The sequence below is a fragment of the Exiguobacterium sp. s11 genome (assembly GCF_018619015.1).
Taxonomy (GTDB): Bacteria; Bacillota; Bacilli; order Exiguobacteriales; family Exiguobacteriaceae; genus Exiguobacterium_A; species Exiguobacterium_A indicum.
This window is the reverse complement of sequence record NZ_JACSNF010000003.1, coordinates 21,738-37,030: the sequence shown is the minus strand read 5'-3', so window position 1 is coordinate 37,030 and position 15,293 is coordinate 21,738. Positions and strand designations below refer to the sequence as shown.

The 15,293-nt window shown below is 47.7% G+C and carries 17 protein-coding genes; 5 read left to right on the top strand and 12 right to left on the bottom strand.

Going from position 1 to position 15,293, the window contains the following annotated elements:
• Positions 1-23 precede the first annotated feature (23 nt).
• Entirely contained in the window at positions 24-1,202 is a 1,179-nt protein-coding gene (locus KNQ12_RS11195) for a M20 metallopeptidase family protein (protein WP_214748575.1), read from the bottom strand.
• A 77-nt stretch (positions 1,203-1,279) separates the two neighbouring features.
• Between KNQ12_RS11195 and KNQ12_RS11190 the strand changes: the two genes are divergently transcribed.
• Positions 1,280-1,573, top strand: a complete 294-nt coding sequence (locus tag KNQ12_RS11190) for a putative quinol monooxygenase (RefSeq protein ID WP_214748579.1) — start codon at positions 1,280-1,282, stop codon at positions 1,571-1,573.
• Positions 1,574-1,631: 58 nt separating this feature from the next.
• On the opposite strand, the gene KNQ12_RS11185 is transcribed toward KNQ12_RS11190, so the two are convergent.
• Together KNQ12_RS11185 and KNQ12_RS11180 are read right to left on the bottom strand one after the other, a co-directional pair.
• A complete protein-coding gene (locus tag KNQ12_RS11185) occupies positions 1,632-3,986 on the bottom strand; it encodes an SH3 domain-containing C40 family peptidase (protein WP_251055834.1) in 2,355 nt (784 codons plus the stop codon).
• A 141-nt stretch (positions 3,987-4,127) separates the two neighbouring features.
• Positions 4,128-4,682 (bottom strand): GNAT family N-acetyltransferase, encoded by a 555-nt coding sequence (locus tag KNQ12_RS11180; RefSeq protein ID WP_023467014.1) that lies wholly within the window; start codon positions 4,680-4,682, stop codon positions 4,128-4,130.
• A gap of 269 nt (positions 4,683-4,951) precedes the next feature.
• On the opposite strand from KNQ12_RS11180, the gene KNQ12_RS11175 reads away from it, so the two are divergent.
• The 3 genes from KNQ12_RS11175 to KNQ12_RS11165 all read left to right on the top strand — a co-directional run bounded on the left by KNQ12_RS11175 (position 4,952) and on the right by KNQ12_RS11165 (position 6,467).
• Positions 4,952-5,281: a DMT family transporter gene (locus tag KNQ12_RS11175; protein ID WP_029340708.1), complete on the top strand. Its 330-nt coding sequence runs from the start codon at positions 4,952-4,954 to the stop codon at positions 5,279-5,281.
• Positions 5,278-5,595, top strand: coding sequence for a DMT family transporter (locus KNQ12_RS11170; RefSeq protein ID WP_023467016.1), 318 nt, complete (start codon positions 5,278-5,280; stop codon positions 5,593-5,595). Before KNQ12_RS11175 ends, KNQ12_RS11170 begins: the two co-directional genes overlap by 4 nt.
• A gap of 128 nt (positions 5,596-5,723) precedes the next feature.
• The gene (locus KNQ12_RS11165) at positions 5,724-6,467 is read left to right on the top strand and encodes a general stress protein (protein WP_058265581.1); all 744 of its coding nucleotides are present in this window, start codon (positions 5,724-5,726) and stop codon (positions 6,465-6,467) included.
• Between the two features lie 111 nt (positions 6,468-6,578).
• Here KNQ12_RS11165 and KNQ12_RS11160 read toward each other — a convergent pair whose 3' ends face one another.
• A complete protein-coding gene (locus tag KNQ12_RS11160) occupies positions 6,579-7,394 on the bottom strand; it encodes an aldo/keto reductase (RefSeq protein WP_058265582.1) in 816 nt (271 codons plus the stop codon).
• Between the two features lie 132 nt (positions 7,395-7,526).
• On the opposite strand from KNQ12_RS11160, the gene KNQ12_RS11155 reads away from it, so the two are divergent.
• Complete coding sequence (locus KNQ12_RS11155; RefSeq protein ID WP_035399001.1) at positions 7,527-8,552, top strand: iron-containing alcohol dehydrogenase family protein; 1,026 nt, start codon at positions 7,527-7,529, stop codon at positions 8,550-8,552.
• A 51-nt stretch (positions 8,553-8,603) separates the two neighbouring features.
• Here KNQ12_RS11155 and KNQ12_RS11150 read toward each other — a convergent pair whose 3' ends face one another.
• The 8 genes from KNQ12_RS11150 to KNQ12_RS11115 all read right to left on the bottom strand — a co-directional run bounded on the left by KNQ12_RS11150 (position 8,604) and on the right by KNQ12_RS11115 (position 15,157).
• Entirely contained in the window at positions 8,604-9,566 is a 963-nt protein-coding gene (locus tag KNQ12_RS11150; protein WP_214748582.1) for an EAL domain-containing protein, read from the bottom strand.
• 178 nt (positions 9,567-9,744) lie between these two features.
• Positions 9,745-10,008, bottom strand: a complete 264-nt coding sequence (locus KNQ12_RS11145; RefSeq protein ID WP_023467021.1) for a DUF1294 domain-containing protein — start codon at positions 10,006-10,008, stop codon at positions 9,745-9,747.
• 18 nt (positions 10,009-10,026) lie between these two features.
• Positions 10,027-10,764: a TPM domain-containing protein gene (locus KNQ12_RS11140; protein ID WP_058265583.1), complete on the bottom strand. Its 738-nt coding sequence runs from the start codon at positions 10,762-10,764 to the stop codon at positions 10,027-10,029.
• Positions 10,761-11,354 (bottom strand): LemA family protein, encoded by a 594-nt coding sequence (locus tag KNQ12_RS11135; RefSeq protein ID WP_023467023.1) that lies wholly within the window; start codon positions 11,352-11,354, stop codon positions 10,761-10,763. The genes KNQ12_RS11140 and KNQ12_RS11135 overlap by 4 nt, the downstream gene beginning before the upstream one ends.
• Before the next feature lie 107 nt (positions 11,355-11,461).
• Positions 11,462-12,298, bottom strand: coding sequence for an undecaprenyl-diphosphate phosphatase (locus KNQ12_RS11130; protein ID WP_023467024.1), 837 nt, complete (start codon positions 12,296-12,298; stop codon positions 11,462-11,464).
• 359 nt (positions 12,299-12,657) lie between these two features.
• Complete coding sequence (locus tag KNQ12_RS11125) at positions 12,658-13,470, bottom strand: ZIP family metal transporter (RefSeq protein WP_023467025.1); 813 nt, start codon at positions 13,468-13,470, stop codon at positions 12,658-12,660.
• A gap of 51 nt (positions 13,471-13,521) precedes the next feature.
• On the bottom strand, positions 13,522-13,851 hold the full coding sequence (locus tag KNQ12_RS11120) for a YolD-like family protein (RefSeq protein ID WP_023467027.1): 330 nt from the start codon (positions 13,849-13,851) through the stop codon (positions 13,522-13,524).
• Positions 13,835-15,157 carry a Y-family DNA polymerase gene (locus KNQ12_RS11115; RefSeq protein WP_214748585.1) on the bottom strand — a complete coding sequence of 441 codons (1,323 nt, stop codon included), beginning with the start codon at positions 15,155-15,157 and terminating at the stop codon, positions 13,835-13,837. The genes KNQ12_RS11120 and KNQ12_RS11115 overlap by 17 nt, the downstream gene beginning before the upstream one ends.
• Between the last annotated feature and the right edge of the window lie 136 nt (positions 15,158-15,293).

Genomic DNA, 15,293 nt, shown 5'->3' with positions numbered 1-15,293 from the left:
ATACCATTCACATAGAAATAAAGTCAATCCTTAGGTTTCAAGGCACGTAAAACCGTCGCTCCGAGTGTTTTCGCACCAACCAATAACGCCTGTTCGTTGATTTCGTATTGCGGATGATGCTGTGGATGATTGATGCGACCGTCCGTATATCCGGAGCCGGTAAAGAAGTAACTTCCCGGGACGTGTGTTAGATAATGTGCGAAGTCGTCCGCCGCCATCATCGGTGTGAGTGACCGGACAGATGCTTCCGGTAAGAAAGAAGCGGCTTCCTGAACAAGTTTTGTCTCGTCCGGATGATTCCAAAGCGCCGGGTAACCCGTCGTGAAGTCAATCGAATAAGTAGCACCGATGCCGGCACACGTCGTTTTGGCGACAAGGTCGACTTCTTGTCGGAGCTGATGCCGCAATGTCTCATTGAACGTCCGGATCTCCCCGACGATGCGTGCTTCACCCATGACGATGTTCGGCGCCGTTCCTGCGTGGAAGGATCCGATTGCAAGAACAGCGGGTTCGAACGGATCGACCCGTCGACTGACAAGGTGTTGTAAGTTGCAGATGAGTTGTGCCCCAGCGACGAGCGCATCTTTTGTTTTGTGCGGTGCCTGGGCATGCCCACCTTGACCATGAACGATGATTTCGAATTCGTCGATCGCACATAATGTATGTCCTTCCCGAAACCCAATCGTACCAACCGGTAAATCATTTTCGAGATGTGTCGCGAAAATCGCATCGACGCCTTCGAGAACGCCGGCTTCGATCATTTGGATGGCTCCGCCAGGAAAGACCTCTTCTCCATGCTGATGAATGATTCGAATCGTTCCTTGCAATTGATCCCGTAACGGATAGAGCGTAGCAGCAAGAGCCATCACCATCGCCGTATGCCCATCGTGTCCACAGGCATGCATGACACCGGGATGGATTGACCGGAAAGCAAGTGTTGTCTCTTCTTGAAGTGGTAAAGCATCAAAATCTGCACGGACCGCAATCGTTGGGCCAGGGTGTTTGCCTTCGATCGTCGCGACGACACCACGACCTCCGACGGCTGTTTCGTGAGGGATGCCCCGTTCCGCGTAAAAGTTTGCAATTCGTTCTGGTGTGCGGACTTCCTGAAAAGAGAGTTCCGGATGTCGATGGAAATCACGCCGTAACGCGATCATCGTCGGTTCGAATTGTTCGAGTGCTTCAAAAAGTTGAGTTTGCATCTTCAAGCTCCTTTGACGTGTGTTTTTTCGTGAAAATGGGTACAGATACAGGTAATCACGAAAGGGGATAATGAAACATGGGAGAAATCGTCGTCAACGCTGTACTTACAATCAAAGCAGGACTCGCGGATCAAGTTTTCCCGATTCTACAAACGGTCTATCATGACTCACAAAAAGAAGAAGGATGCTTACGTTATTCCTTGCACCAATCGATCGAGGATGAGCATCAATTCATGCTGTATGAAGTGTATCGGGACGAAGAGGCACTTGAAGTGCATATCGCATCCGATCATTATAAAGCCTATCGTGAACAGATCGAGTTGTACTTGATGGATCGACAAGTGACGAAATACGTCGAGATGACATTCTGACGTGTTGCGATAAGAAGAGACGAAGCCGTCGAATTCGACGGCTTCGTCTTTTTTTGTCTTACATCGATTTAAATCCGAGGAAATGCTCTTGCCAACGCGGTTCATAAATCGAGTTGATTTGGAGCTGTGAACCGCCCGCATGGATGAAGTGTTCGCTATCGAGCATGATTCCGATATGCGATGGACCATCCGTGTAGGTGTTCTGGAAGAAGACGATATCTGAGCGTTTACCACTCGAGATACTCGTCCGGCGATTCGTAAAGAAAGCACCGTACCAGTAGCCGCGAACGTTCGTCCGACCACCGTATTTTCCAGCCTTATTTGTCGCGTAGTGAATCAAACCGGAACAATCGAAGCCACCGTTCACGGCATTTTGCGATCCCCATGTGTAAGGTGTACCGATATGTTGGACGGCTGCTTGAATCAGCTTTTCACCGCGCGTGTTATTCTTTTTAATGACCCGTTTATCGGACGTAATCGTCACAGCTGAGACCGGAAGATAGACGGGTGTCCAGCCTGACTGGATGACATAGAAGTTTCCGACCCGGTGACGCGGATAAACACGTTTGCCTTGCTCAACGAGTCCGCTGCCTTTTGGACTGGTTGGACTCGAAAAGAAGGATGTCGTCTGTTTGACGGTATAGATTTTCGTTCGATTGATTGCTTTTTGTGTCAGTTTCATATCGGGTTTGCTCGTGCTGATATAAGGGTTGAGGACGTAACCCGTTTGACCGCTGGCTAAGCGAACTTGCCAAAAATCATCATCAATTGATTTCAGACCAATCAATTTTGTCCCTTTTTTCAAATAGGCAGCTGGCCGACTGTAAGCGACGTCAGCAGAGAAGAGTGGCGTTTGGTCCAGATGGACATAAAACGTTGTCCCTTTTTTCGCTTTTGCTTTTGGTTTATTTAGTCCGATCCGACTCGAATCGACGAAACCAAAGATATTGTTATATTTGACACGTGTAAAATAACCGCTTTTTCCATAGATGGTGATCGATTTTCCTTTTTTCAACGTACCGATTTTTTTACCCGACAGTTTTGCCTGTGACCGAATGACGACGTCGTCCTCTGTCACGTAACGTTGACCGGTAACGTCATACAGATCCGGCTTTTTCGTGACGAGATCACTCGTCTTGACGTAACCATAGACCGTCCCTTTTTTTAATCGTGTGTAACTACCGCTCGTGCCGTAAATCGTTAGTTTATCAGCTCGTTTGACAGAATACATCATTTTACTTTTCGTTGAAGCAGACGTATAGACGGACAAGTTGCGTTTGGCGTACCGTGTTCCGGTTGCGGCGTATACTTTTTCACTACCAAGATCAGCTGTTTTAACGTAGGCATGGACTCCGCGGAAAATAATTCGACTGTAGACGCCACTTTTACCATAGATCGTTAATAAAGTATTTGTTTTTTGTTGATCGATTATGGAGCCGGAAGCATTCGGTGCACTATAGATCGGTGTAGCGCGCTGAACATAGAGGCGTGCGGTCTTTGGATAGTATTTCAACGTACCGAGATGTGCCGTCAATACATAGGCATACTCGTCGTTTCGTTTGATTCGTGTAAATGAACCCTCGACGCCGTACGTCTGAAGAGAAGTATTCACAGGAAGCGATTGTACGACTTCTCCTTTCGTAGTCGCAGTGGCATAGACCGTCGTCTGCTGTTGGACGTAACGCACTCCTGTTTCTGGATGGCTCACGACCTGCGTATCAGCTAAATCAGTCGTCAATACGAAGGCGTAACCGGTCTTAGTCGCCACACGTGTAAAAGTACCCGTCGTTCCGAACGTTTCGAATGATTGATTTTGAGTGACGGCAGTCTTCGCGCTCGTCGTCTTCGGCTCAACGAAAAGAGAAGTCGCTCGTTTGGCATAACGCGTCCCAACCAATTTCGGAAGTTGCTCGAGTTGTGTCGTCGATACATAGACGTATTGCTCGTTCCATTTCAGACGCGTGAACGTGTCGAAGGTGCCGTATGTATCGATTCGCTGATAAGCGGGAAGTGTCGTCACGACGGTGGGATCAAATGGTGAAGCAACTAATGAGAGTGAACTTTTCGACATCAGCGTTGCTTGTTTTTGAAAAACAGGTGCTGTTTGCGTTAACTCGTTTGTTGCGACATAAGCAGTACCTTCTTGCCAACTGACACGAGTGAAGTCACCGTCCGTACCGAGTGTCTTGAATGTCGTTCCCGCTGGTAGTTGTTGGATGACCGTTGTGGAATCAGCCGTTTGTAGCAACGCAGCATCCTCTTTCAAATAAGCCGTCCCGGTTGTCTCGGTGACTGTTTGTGTTTCTGCTGTCGGTTGAACAGGTGGCGATTCAGCAAAAGCGGGTGCGGGTAAAACCGAGCTCAACATTAACGTTGCGGCAAGTCCAGCAACATGAGCAGTCCATTTTTTCATCAAGAGGTTCACTCCAATTCTTAAAATTTGTCATTATGAATAGTGTAGCATGCGCTTGTTTAAAAATTGATAAAAATCAAAAAAATAGGAGGTTGTTCATGAAAAAACGGTATGCCTCGGCACACCGTTTGAAGTCGTATGTTAGTTATCTTCTTCGTGATCCACTTGCCATTCCCAGTCGAGCATGCCGTAAATCAAGGAATCACGCCAGTGGTCTTCGAGGTAGACCGTCTCGCGAAGCTGTCCTTCCTTCGTCATGCCGACCTTTTGCAAGACACGTTCGGAAGCGACGTTTCGTGGGTCACACGTTGCCGTGATTCGGTGTAGTTCTAGTTTTTCGAAACCGAATTGGAGAAGGAAAGAGGCGATTGACGTCGCGTATCCGTTCCCCCATTCATCAGGCGAGAGGACGTATCCGATTTCGGCGATTTTATTCTCAACGTCTGTGATGACGAGTTCACCGGCACCGATGACGACGTCACTTGGAAACGTCACGGCAAAGACATAACGACGTCTTGGTGTCTCGAGTTCACTTTCAAGCGCATCGTGTAGGAATTGTTTCGTATCCGTTTCGGTATTCGGTCCCCATGACTGGAATTGACTGACGATGGGTTGTGAGGCATAGGCGTGAACCGCTTCTACATCTTCTGGTGTAAAACGACGAATCCGAAGTTGATCATTGATTTTATAACGCATGCAGCATCCTCCTCATTCAGATGAAGTCACTTTGATTCTATTTGACAGATGGAGAACAGATTCCTGTTTGACATAGGAAAAAGGGCATGCTAGGGTGGTTGTATCGAATGGAATAGGGAGTATCCTCTAGGGTTCCGTACGGCTGGACCGAGGGAGGAACATGGACGTTTGTCCATGCAACGGAGGGATAAAAGCCCGGGAGTAAAGCGAATCGTCTCGCTTGCTCCCGGGCTTTTTCATTTGAATTTACCTATTAGGAGGCAATTATTATGGCAAAGTATTGGATTGGCATCATCGTCGCAGCGTGTTTTGAAGTGGGCTGGGTCATTGGATTAAAACATGCGGCAACACCACTTGAGTGGGCTGCAACGATCGTCTGTATCATCGTTAGCTTTACCGTGCTAATTAAAGCGAGTAACCATTTACCAGTCGGAACGGTCTATGCTGTCTTCGTCGGTCTCGGAACAGCAGGAACGGTCGTGACGGACATCGTGTTATTCGATCAAGCCGCTTCCGTGATGAAATTAGCATTGATCGCTGTCTTACTCGTCGGCGTCATCGGTCTGAAGTTAGTCAGTGGAGAGGAGAAATCAGCATGAGTTGGATTTATTTAATCATTGCCGGAATCTTTGAGATGTTTGGTGTCGTCTTGATCAATACGTTCAATCAAAATAAGAATGCGAAGAATTTACTGTTGATGGGAACAGGATTCGGACTCAGTTTCCTATTCTTAACGCTTGCAATGAATGGTTTACCGATGGGAACGGCGTACGCGGTATGGACGGGAATCGGAGCAGCGGGCGGTGCGATTCTCAGCATGGTGCTCTATAACGAATCAAAAGACTGGAAGCGACTGGTTTGTATCGGTCTCGTCTTAAGTGCGACGATTGGTCTGAAACTCGTCGGCGAATGATCGTTTACATGTCAAACAGATGACGTTTTAATGGAACGCATGTTTTTTGGCATATTTTAACGCAAAAGAGGAAATACTCCTTATAGAAGTCACGCATGACAAATCGTGTTAATAAGGGGAGAACATCCATGAAAACAAAACAATATATCGGAACGTTCTATTCAGAGGAAGAATTGATTTCAAAAATGGACGAACTGCACATTCAAGGGCATCGGGAGGAAGACTTCTACGTCATCGTCAAGGAGAAGTCGAACATCGCACTCGTCCGTAGCCAAATGGACGCAGAAATCGCGACGACGAAACCGTCTTGGATTGATCGGATTCGTGGGAACAAAGGACGCGATCAAGAAGTCGATGATTTGTTTGGGTCACTTGATCTATCAGACAATGAAATCGAACAACGCAAAACGGAAGTCGAAGGTGGGGGCTTCGTTCTGTTACTTGAAGTCCAAGACATCCAGTTCGATCCACATTTAAATACAGACAATACGCATCCTGATGTTAAAGTTCGCTATGGTAGTGGCGAAGAGACGCATACGTCATCAGATGCGAACTCCAATGCACAGCTCGGCTCCGGTAATCCGCTTGATGTTGATAAAGATTCGAAGGAAGAGCATGCGGAAATTGATTTGCATCGCGCCGGTACGGATAAGATGCCGCAAGACGAGCAGGCAATCGATCATTCAAAAAAACTCGACGGGAACCGAGAACCGGATATTGCAATGCGTCGGGATGACGATTTCCGACGTCCGGAAACAGAACGCGAGGAAAAAGAACATGATGCAACGCAAGACGGCGAAGAACGTCGTCAATCGAAACATCAATCGGAGGACATCGCCAAGCAAGATCATGGAAATAATTTAGACCGCTAAAATAATCGATTGGAATCACGCGTTAGGGTCATCATCAAAGAAGGTACTTTCCGGATCAAATCCGAAAAGTACCTTCTTTTTGTATGGAGATTAAATGAGAATCGTCTCGCCTTATTTATGATCCGGATTTGATCCTGTACGCACGTTGGCGTTCAATTGATCAATCGCTTGCATATCAACGTCTGACAAGCTGAAGTCGAAGACATCAAGATTTTCGCGAATGCGGCTTGGCGTGACGGATTTCGGAATCGCGACGATGTCGTGTTGCAAGTGCCAACGGAGGACGACTTGAGCCGGCGTTTTCTGATGACGATTCGCGATATCGACGATGACCGGATGCGTCAACGCGTCGCGTCCTTTCATCAACGGACTCCAAGCTTCAACGACGATACCGTGCTTGCGGCAAAAGTCTCGGATTGCTTCTTGGCTAAGGAACGGATGGAGTTCAATCTGATTGACGGCAGGAACGATCGATCCTTCGGCTAAAATTCGTTCCAAGTGCGGAATATGGAAGTTCGAAACACCGATAGCACGCGTCTTCCCTTCGGCATAGAGATGTTCGAGCGCCCGCCATGTCTCGACATAACGATTTTCTTTTGGCATCGGCCAATGAATCAGATACAAGTCAACATAATCGACACCAAGCTTTTGTAGACTCGTCTCGAAAGCGGCAAGTGTCTCTTCGTAGCCGTGATCGGAATTCCAGACTTTCGTCGTCAGAAAGATCTCTTCTCGGGGAATGCCGGAGTCACGCAGTGCGCGACCGACACCTTCTTCATTCTCGTAAATCATCGCCGTATCGATCGAACGATACCCGACGCGGAGTGCTTCGCTGACCGCTTCATATACTTCTTCTTCCGGTACTTTAAAGACACCATATCCGAGTTGGGGCATGCTGATACCGTTGTTTAACGTAATCTGTTGCATCGATTCATCGACTCCTTTTTAGTAAATTCTTCTCTTTTCTAGTGTACGCGCTCCTCTTATAAAAATCGAATGATTGCCGAAGCGGGTTCTTTTGCGTATACTGAGCGATAACAAATATTAGGAGGCGATTCTGTGATTCGACAAGCTGTTTTGCAATACATACATGAGGAAAACGCGCTCGATCAACTCAAAGAAGTGATAGGTAATCGTTCAGCAGTCCTGATTCATGGACGTCAAGCCTATGAAGCAGCCGCTTTTGCTTTACCAGCATTACCACGTCTTTCATTTGAAGGGCATTGTACGGATCAACAAGTGGAAGCTTTCAAACAGGTATGTGCTCCATACGATGTGATTCTCGCGCTCGGAGGTGGGAGTGTCATCGATACGGCAAAACAGGTCGCGTTTCAATTACAACGCCCGGTCATCGTCATTCCGACGATCGTCTCGAACTGTGCTCCGTGGACTCCGCTCAGTGTCATGTATAACGAAGAGGGACAGTACATCCGATTTGATACGTTCCCCGTCGTGATTGAAGCCCTTTTACTCGATCATCGGATCATCGCAGCAAGTCCGTATGCTTATTTTGTAGCGGGACTCGTCGATACGCTAGCGAAGTGGTATGAAGCACGTGCCTTAAGCGGATCATCGGCTGAAGATCCCATCATTGAGATGGCGCTTCGGACAGCTGAACGTTGTAAGGATCTTATCTTGTCGACGAATATAACGGAAACGCGTTTTCGTGAGTATCCCGTTGAAATCCAACATCTCGTCGAAACCGTCATTCCGTTAGCCGGAAGCATTGGTGGTTTTGGTGACGCGGCGACGCGTGGTGCAATCGGACACGCAGTGCATAACGCGTTATCGCCTCATCCAGAAACGCATGCGTTTTTACACGGGAGTAAGGTCGGTTACGGACTACTCGTTCAGGAGAAGTTACTCGGACATGATGACGATTATGCAGAGTTGCGTGACTATCTTCTTGTACAAGAACAGCCGACGACACTCGCAGACTTCGCATTATCGCTCGATGTCGTCGAAGCACTTGCTTTACGGACATCAAAAGAGGAACTGTGTCGTCTGTTGCGTCCGATTGTATCAACAGAACAATTAGTCGATGCTATCACACGGAACGAGACGGTTTCCGTTTCGACGACTTAACATAAAGATACGCACATGGACTGAATCATCAGACGGTCCATGTGCGTATTTTTATTGTGCTTTCGCAAAACGAGCGTAAGGAGCAGGGCGACCGAGTAGGTATCCTTGACCAAGATCAAAGCCGAGTTCGCGGCAAAGATCAAGTTCTTCTTGCCGTTCGATACCTTCCGCTAAGATTTGAATCCCCATTTCTCGTGTCAGATGGCGGGCTTTTCGTAAAAAGGCTTCGTTTTCTGAGTTTGTATCGCAGTGATCGATGAAGGAACGATCGATTTTAATATAATCCGGTTGAAGCAAGGACAGCATATCGAGTGTCGAGAAACCAGCGCCAACATCGTCCAGTGCTACTTGAATGCCTTGCTTTTTATACTGTTCGAAGACGTGTTTCAAATGGTTGACTTCTTCAATTTTTTCCGTTTCGACGACTTCGAAGACGAGCCGACTCGGATCGACTTGATAACGTTCGACGATCTCAAACGTATGGCGCAGGCAATACTCCGGATTATAGATCGTCGAAGGAAGGAAGTTGATGAACGTTTTTGCTGTGCCACCAATATGGTGCGTCGCACGGATGGCTTCTTCACGCGCTCGTTGATCGAGACGGGAATGAAGTCCCATCTTCGAGGCCGTTGAAAACAGGACACCTGGTGAAATCGGCGTATTGTCATCAGCTGCTCGTAGCAAGGCTTCGTTCGCGACGAGCACGTTACGCTGGATATCATAAATCGGTTGTAGGTGGCTCGTCATGACCCCATGCTGGATAAAATCAATCGCAGATCGATGCTTCAGTTGTTCTAGAAGCGCTGAAGCTAGGATAGGTGCTGTCACGTAACGCGATTGTGTGGCGCGACACGACACTGGATAATCCGCTACACGTAAGAGCGATGTCAATAACTGTTCGAGCTGTTCGAACGATTGATAGGAATAGATTTCTGGCGTTGGTGATTGAATATGGAGTGCTCCCGCTTCAACGAAACGGATTGATGTCGTACATTCGGCGCAAGGATGCCACATAAAGGGATGTCCACCTCTCAGTACATCAAAAAAAGATGTATTTATTAAATTGGTTAAATTCTTTACCCTGAACAAAAAAGAAATTAAACCTGTTATTCATAATCATTGACCTCATACAAAAAAAGAAGGAACGACGGACACATTTCCGTACGTTCTCTTCTCTATCGGTCACATTCTTTCATTGTGAAGTGTAAACAAACCAGAAAGCGAGATGCAAGATAGCGGCTATTGGAACGAGCCATTGGAACTTCGCTTTCCGTGTCTTGTGCCGGACTGTGTACATACCAATCCAAGAACCGAGCGCACCACCGAGGAAAGCAATCGTCAATAGTGTTGCTTCGGGTGTCCGGTAAGCATGTTGTTGCGCTCGACGTTTATCCTGCCACATCGAGACAAATCCGATGAGTGTCAGGAGGAGGTAATACCCTAAGATGATCCTCATGAAAAAACGACTCCTTTTCTACCGTTCGGCACCACCACCGCCAGAACTTCCGCCACCACCACGACTGCCACCATTTCCACCGCCACCACGCATGATCGCGGAGAAGATGTTCAAAATCGCGAAGAAGAACATACCACCGGTGAACTTCATATCGAGGAACAATAAGATCAGTAATCCAGCACCGATCAGAATCTTCGTCCAAAGCGGAAGTCCGTCGTTATTTTGTGTTTTCGGAGGATCCTGTGACTCAAGCGACTGATCCTTTGAAATGACACTGACGACCGCTTTATATGTTTCAGACGCTGCTTTCCCATACTCACCGTTCTCTTTATAAGGAACAGCATATTGATCGAGAATACGTCCGGCTGTGATGTCTGTCAAAATCCCTTCGAGTTTATACCCAACCTCGATCCGAAATTGGCGATCCTTTTCGTTTGGAGCGACGACGACAAGAACACCATTGTCTTTTCCTTCTTGACCAATGCCTTGGCGCCGGAACGTTTCATTGGCGTAAGAGCTTAAATCCTGTCCCTTTAGATCGGGAACCGTCTTGAGGACGACTTGTGCCGTCGTATATTGTTCGAGTTCCTGACCGAGTTGCGCGAGTTCGGCTTCTTCCGAAGGGTTGAGCAGCTGAGCATCATCCTGAATGAAGAAGGCTGCTCCCGTCCGTTCTGAAACGGCACTAGCTGTTGGAACGAAGAGGAAGAAGACGAGGAACGCGCTCAATAGAAGTCGCGTCCACCGCCGAATCATTTCGAATCACTGTTAAAGTCGACGGTCGGATTTTCCCGGTCGCTGTCTGAAATCTCGTAATATGGTTTTTTCTCGAATCCGAAGGCGGATGCGTAGAGTGTCGTTGGGAAGCTCCGACGTTTTTTGTTATAGAGGGTTACAGCATCGTTGTAATCCTTGCGGGCGATCCCGAGACGATTTTCTGTTCCTTCCAGCGTATCCATCAAAGATTGGAACCGTTCGCTTGATTTTAGTTCAGGATAAGTCGTCTGCAAGGCAATCAATCCGCGAAGCGAAGACGTGACTTGTTGGTCGGCTTCGATCCGTTGTTCGGTTGACGCAGCACGCGCAAGACCAGCTTGGGCTTCTGCGACTTTTCCATATACTTTTTCTTCTTGACCCGCGACACCTTTGACAGTTTCAACGAGATTCGGAATCAAATCCGCACGACGCTTGATTTGGTTGTCGACTTGCGACCATTTATTCGATACATCTTCTTCTACATTGACGAGGCTATTGTATTGTCCGATTGCTAAAAAGGCAATCACGGCAACAATAACGACTCCGATGATGATTGGGAGTTTTGATGTACTCCGACTTCTGCGTGCCATGTGGCATTCACTCCTTTAATTATGTCTCATCCCTATATACCCTTAAGCGACTGAATTAGTTTCAAAAAAATGAAAAACCGTCAGCTAAAATAGCTAACGGTTTGAACTTACATGTAGACGATGACAGCTAAGACAGCCGCTAAGACAAGACGGTAGATGGCGAACGGAACGAGTTTGATCTTGTTGATCAGCTTCAAGAAGAAGCGAATCGATAAGAGGGCAAACACGAACGACGCAACGAAACCGACAGCATAGAATGCGAAGTGGTTCGGTTGAATGTTCTCCCAGTTCTTAACGAGCGAAAGGAAACTAGCACCGAACATAATCGGTACAGCCATGATGAACGTAAAGTCAGCTGCCGTCCGGTGATTCATCCCGAGGAAGACCCCTCCGGAAATCGTTGAACCAGAACGAGAGAAGCCAGGCCAAAGGGAAATACATTGGAACAGACCGACGAGTGCTGCTTGGCGATATGTAATCTGATCAAGCGATGTCGTTTTTGGTTCCTTTGGTCCGAATTTATCGGCTGCAATCATCAAGAGGGCACCGACTGCAAGACCGATGATGACCGTCTCAATCGAGAAGAGGTTCTCATCGATGAAATCTTCGAATAACAATCCGAGAACAGCTGCTGGTAGAAGACCGATCAAGACGTGCCGTAGTTTTAACTTGTGTGTCCCTGCTGCGTCATGTTCGCCTTCAATCTTATACAAACCGATCAAGCTGAAGAGGCGTTTCCAAAAGACGACGACGACCGCAAGAATCGATCCGAGCTGAATGACGATTTTAAAGGTGTTCGCCGAATATTTACCGAGAAAATCGGTAGTTTGCAACCACATGTCATCGACGATGATCATGTGACCCGTGGAAGAGACCGGTGCAAATTCCGTCATCCCTTCGACGAAACCGAGTAAGAGCGCTTTTAAAAGTTCAATGATTGTCATGGTAATCTCCTTCTATACGATGTGCTAGTTAAAAACATATCATGTTTTATTCTTGTGAGATAGAACTAATCGGAATATCGGGCGCAGGTCTGAGAAAGTATGATGCGCTTCAGACGAAACCCGATGCCTAGATTCGTTTGAATAAGAGTGAGCAGTTATCTAGATTCCATAGGATATGACTAAGACACTCCGTCGTGTCCATTCACATTGAGATAGTTATGAGAGATAGGGAAATTTTTCTGTTAGGACACAAGGTCAGAAAAACTTCAAATCGATTGGTTTTGCTAGAATGCGCCTGAATCTACAAACAGAAAAACGAGCAGAAGACGGTATCATCCACTGCTCGTTTTGCAACGGCTTCATCCTAAAGCGACGTCAAGAATCATCATGACCGTAAAACCGACCATCAAACCAAGCGTTGCTAAATCGGATCCGTTTTCTGCTTGTGATTCCGGAATCAATTCTTCGACGACGACGAAAATCATCGCTCCGGCAGCAAACGATAACGCATACGGGAGAAGCGGTTGAACAAAGAAGACCGCGGCTGCTCCGACCATCGCGGCAATTGGTTCGACGATCGCTGACAATTGACCGTAATGGAAGGCGCGCCGGCGCGACATCCCTTCACCGCGTAATGGAATCGATAGGGCAGCCCCTTCCGGCATGTTTTGTATCCCAATCCCGAGTGCGAGCGTCAAGGCACCGGCGACGGTCGCCCCGTCCATGTTTAAGGCAGCGGCGCCAAAAGCGACACCAATCGCAAGACCTTCGGGAATGTTGTGCAACGTGATCGCAAGAAATAGTAACGTCGTTTTCTTGAGTCCTGTCGAAGGACCTTCCGCTGTCTCGAGTGGTGCAGATAAGTGCAAATGCGGCGTAACGAAGTCGAGGAGACGGACGAAAAATCCACCAGCGAGAAAACCGATGGCGGCAGGAATCCAGGCGATTCCTCCATCCTGCTCCGTGAACTCGATCGCAGGAGCAAGCAGCGACCAAAACGACGCGGCAATCATGACGCCGGCAGCAAAACCGAGCATCATGTTCATGACGCGTTTTTCAATCGTCGTAAAGACAAAGACGAGTGCCGCACCAAGTGCGGTTAACCCCCACGTCATCATTCCGGCAAGCAGTGCTTGCACGACGACGGGGAGAGAAGTAAACCAATCCAACATGACTATTCCTTCTTTCCGGGCACGATTTAAAGCATCCATCTGTATGAGAGCTTACCCGTTTTCGATCCGGACGATTCGTGTGAAGGGAATTTCAATGACTTCACGTCCGCGCAGAAAGAGAACGGAACGTTCGGGTTCTAATCGTTCGACGAAACCGACGACCGTCACGTAGCTACTTTCCTTATAATACGTGATTTCAAGTTCGTTTCCTTCTATTAAAGCTTCTTGAAGCAGAAAGTGCCATGATTCTTGCAACTGTTCATCGATTTCAGGCAAGTCGAGCTGATGCATCTGGACATAATATTCCCGCAGCAATTGCAAATGTTCCGGCATGAGAAAAGGAATCCATTTTAAATTTCCCCGATCACGATACGCTGTCATGAAGATCACCTCCCGGATGACCGCCGACAAAACGAAGGCGACGTTTGGCGACACTCGTATCAAGAAACGAGACAGCAAGGCGAATCGTTCCTTTTCCGTAGCGGAGGTTAACGACATCCATTGCTTTTAATAACCGTCGCCGTTTCCAGAGCCGCGCATTATCCTCGAACAAAGACAACTGTAAGGTGCCTTGATCGGCAGTCAAATGCCCCACTGCAACGGATAAAAATCGAACAGGTTCCCCATCGAGCCAATTCGGTTCGAACAATTGTAAGACGTGACGCAAAATGATGCGTTCATCGGATGTCGGGTAAGGCAACCGTATTTGACGGGAGAAACCACTTCGGACGACGTTTCGAGAATAACGGACACCGATGTGAACGGTCCAGCCGACTTGATTCGAAAAGCGACAACGTGCGGCGACATCCTGTACCAGTTCATTGAGCACATTCTGGATACGTTCGAACTGATAATAGTCCTGCATTAAGGTCACACCGTGTCCAATCGTCCGTTGAGGGGCTTTCTCGAACAGATGACGCGGGGGGAGCAGTGTCGGTGACGCGTCGAGTCCCCAAGCGTGATGCCACAGTTCGGCACCGATGACACCGAAGCGTTCGTGTAACTCTTCGACAGGGCGCATGGCAAGATCACCGATTGTTTCAATCCCCATCATCTGCAGATGTTGTTCCATGCGGTGTCCGACTCCCCACATCTTCCGAATCGGAAAGTCATGAAGACGTCGTGCGACATCAGCATATCCACATCGCGCGATGCCTTCTTTTTTCCCGATTAAATCAAGCGTCAGTTTCGCGATGACGTTATTTGGACCAATCCCGATGCGGACGTGGATGCCGGTCTGTTTCAGAATCGCTTCTTTAATTTTGAGAGCAGCTTGCAGGTCGGAACCAAATAGGCGATCGGTTCCGGTCATGTCAATGAAGCTTTCGTCAATCGAATAGACGCGGATGGCTTCAGGTGGGGCGAATTGGTGCAGGACATCCAGGACACGAATCGACGTCTTCATATAAGCGAGCATACGTGGTTCGACGAGTTGAATCGTACGACGAACAGCGTATGGCAATTGCTCCATTTCGTACAGTCGACCGGCTGTCTTGATTCCTAGTGCTTTTAAGGCAGGGGTGGCAGCGAGAATGACGGATCCGCTTCGTTTTAAATCGGAGACGACCGCCAGGCGTGTCGTCAAGGGAGGAAGATTGCGATACTGGCATTCACAGCTGGCGTAGAAGGACACACTGTCGACGCAAAAAATACGTTTATCTTGTGGTAAAACGACGGAAGGAAACATCTGAATCACTCCTTTACATAAAAGAACGTATGTTCTTATTTTGATTTTCCTTGACTATAGCATGGTCTCAAAGTGTCTCAAAATAAAAACTGTTGAAAAAAGGGGAATTCGAACGATTTCTCCTCATATAAAAGGA

Excerpts from the sequence above, each read along its gene's own strand:
- KNQ12_RS11195 (WP_214748575.1), bottom strand. The coding sequence starts at position 1,202 with ATGCAAACTCAACTTTTTGAAGCACTCGAACAATTCGAACCGACGATG.
- KNQ12_RS11190 (WP_214748579.1), top strand. The coding sequence starts at position 1,280 with ATGGGAGAAATCGTCGTCAACGCTGTACTTACAATCAAAGCAGGACTC.
- KNQ12_RS11185 (WP_251055834.1), bottom strand. The coding sequence starts at position 3,986 with ATGAAAAAATGGACTGCTCATGTTGCTGGACTTGCCGCAACGTTAATG.
- KNQ12_RS11180 (WP_023467014.1), bottom strand. The coding sequence starts at position 4,682 with ATGCGTTATAAAATCAATGATCAACTTCGGATTCGTCGTTTTACACCA.
- KNQ12_RS11175 (WP_029340708.1), top strand. The coding sequence starts at position 4,952 with ATGGCAAAGTATTGGATTGGCATCATCGTCGCAGCGTGTTTTGAAGTG.
- KNQ12_RS11170 (WP_023467016.1), top strand. The coding sequence starts at position 5,278 with ATGAGTTGGATTTATTTAATCATTGCCGGAATCTTTGAGATGTTTGGT.
- KNQ12_RS11165 (WP_058265581.1), top strand. The coding sequence starts at position 5,724 with ATGAAAACAAAACAATATATCGGAACGTTCTATTCAGAGGAAGAATTG.
- KNQ12_RS11160 (WP_058265582.1), bottom strand. The coding sequence starts at position 7,394 with ATGCAACAGATTACGTTAAACAACGGTATCAGCATGCCCCAACTCGGA.
- KNQ12_RS11150 (WP_214748582.1), bottom strand. The coding sequence starts at position 9,566 with ATGTGGCATCCTTGCGCCGAATGTACGACATCAATCCGTTTCGTTGAA.
- KNQ12_RS11145 (WP_023467021.1), bottom strand. The coding sequence starts at position 10,008 with ATGAGGATCATCTTAGGGTATTACCTCCTCCTGACACTCATCGGATTT.
- KNQ12_RS11140 (WP_058265583.1), bottom strand. The coding sequence starts at position 10,764 with ATGATTCGGCGGTGGACGCGACTTCTATTGAGCGCGTTCCTCGTCTTC.
- KNQ12_RS11135 (WP_023467023.1), bottom strand. The coding sequence starts at position 11,354 with ATGGCACGCAGAAGTCGGAGTACATCAAAACTCCCAATCATCATCGGA.
- KNQ12_RS11130 (WP_023467024.1), bottom strand. The coding sequence starts at position 12,298 with ATGACAATCATTGAACTTTTAAAAGCGCTCTTACTCGGTTTCGTCGAA.
- KNQ12_RS11125 (WP_023467025.1), bottom strand. The coding sequence starts at position 13,470 with ATGTTGGATTGGTTTACTTCTCTCCCCGTCGTCGTGCAAGCACTGCTT.
- KNQ12_RS11120 (WP_023467027.1), bottom strand. The coding sequence starts at position 13,851 with ATGACAGCGTATCGTGATCGGGGAAATTTAAAATGGATTCCTTTTCTC.
- KNQ12_RS11115 (WP_214748585.1), bottom strand. The coding sequence starts at position 15,157 with ATGTTTCCTTCCGTCGTTTTACCACAAGATAAACGTATTTTTTGCGTC.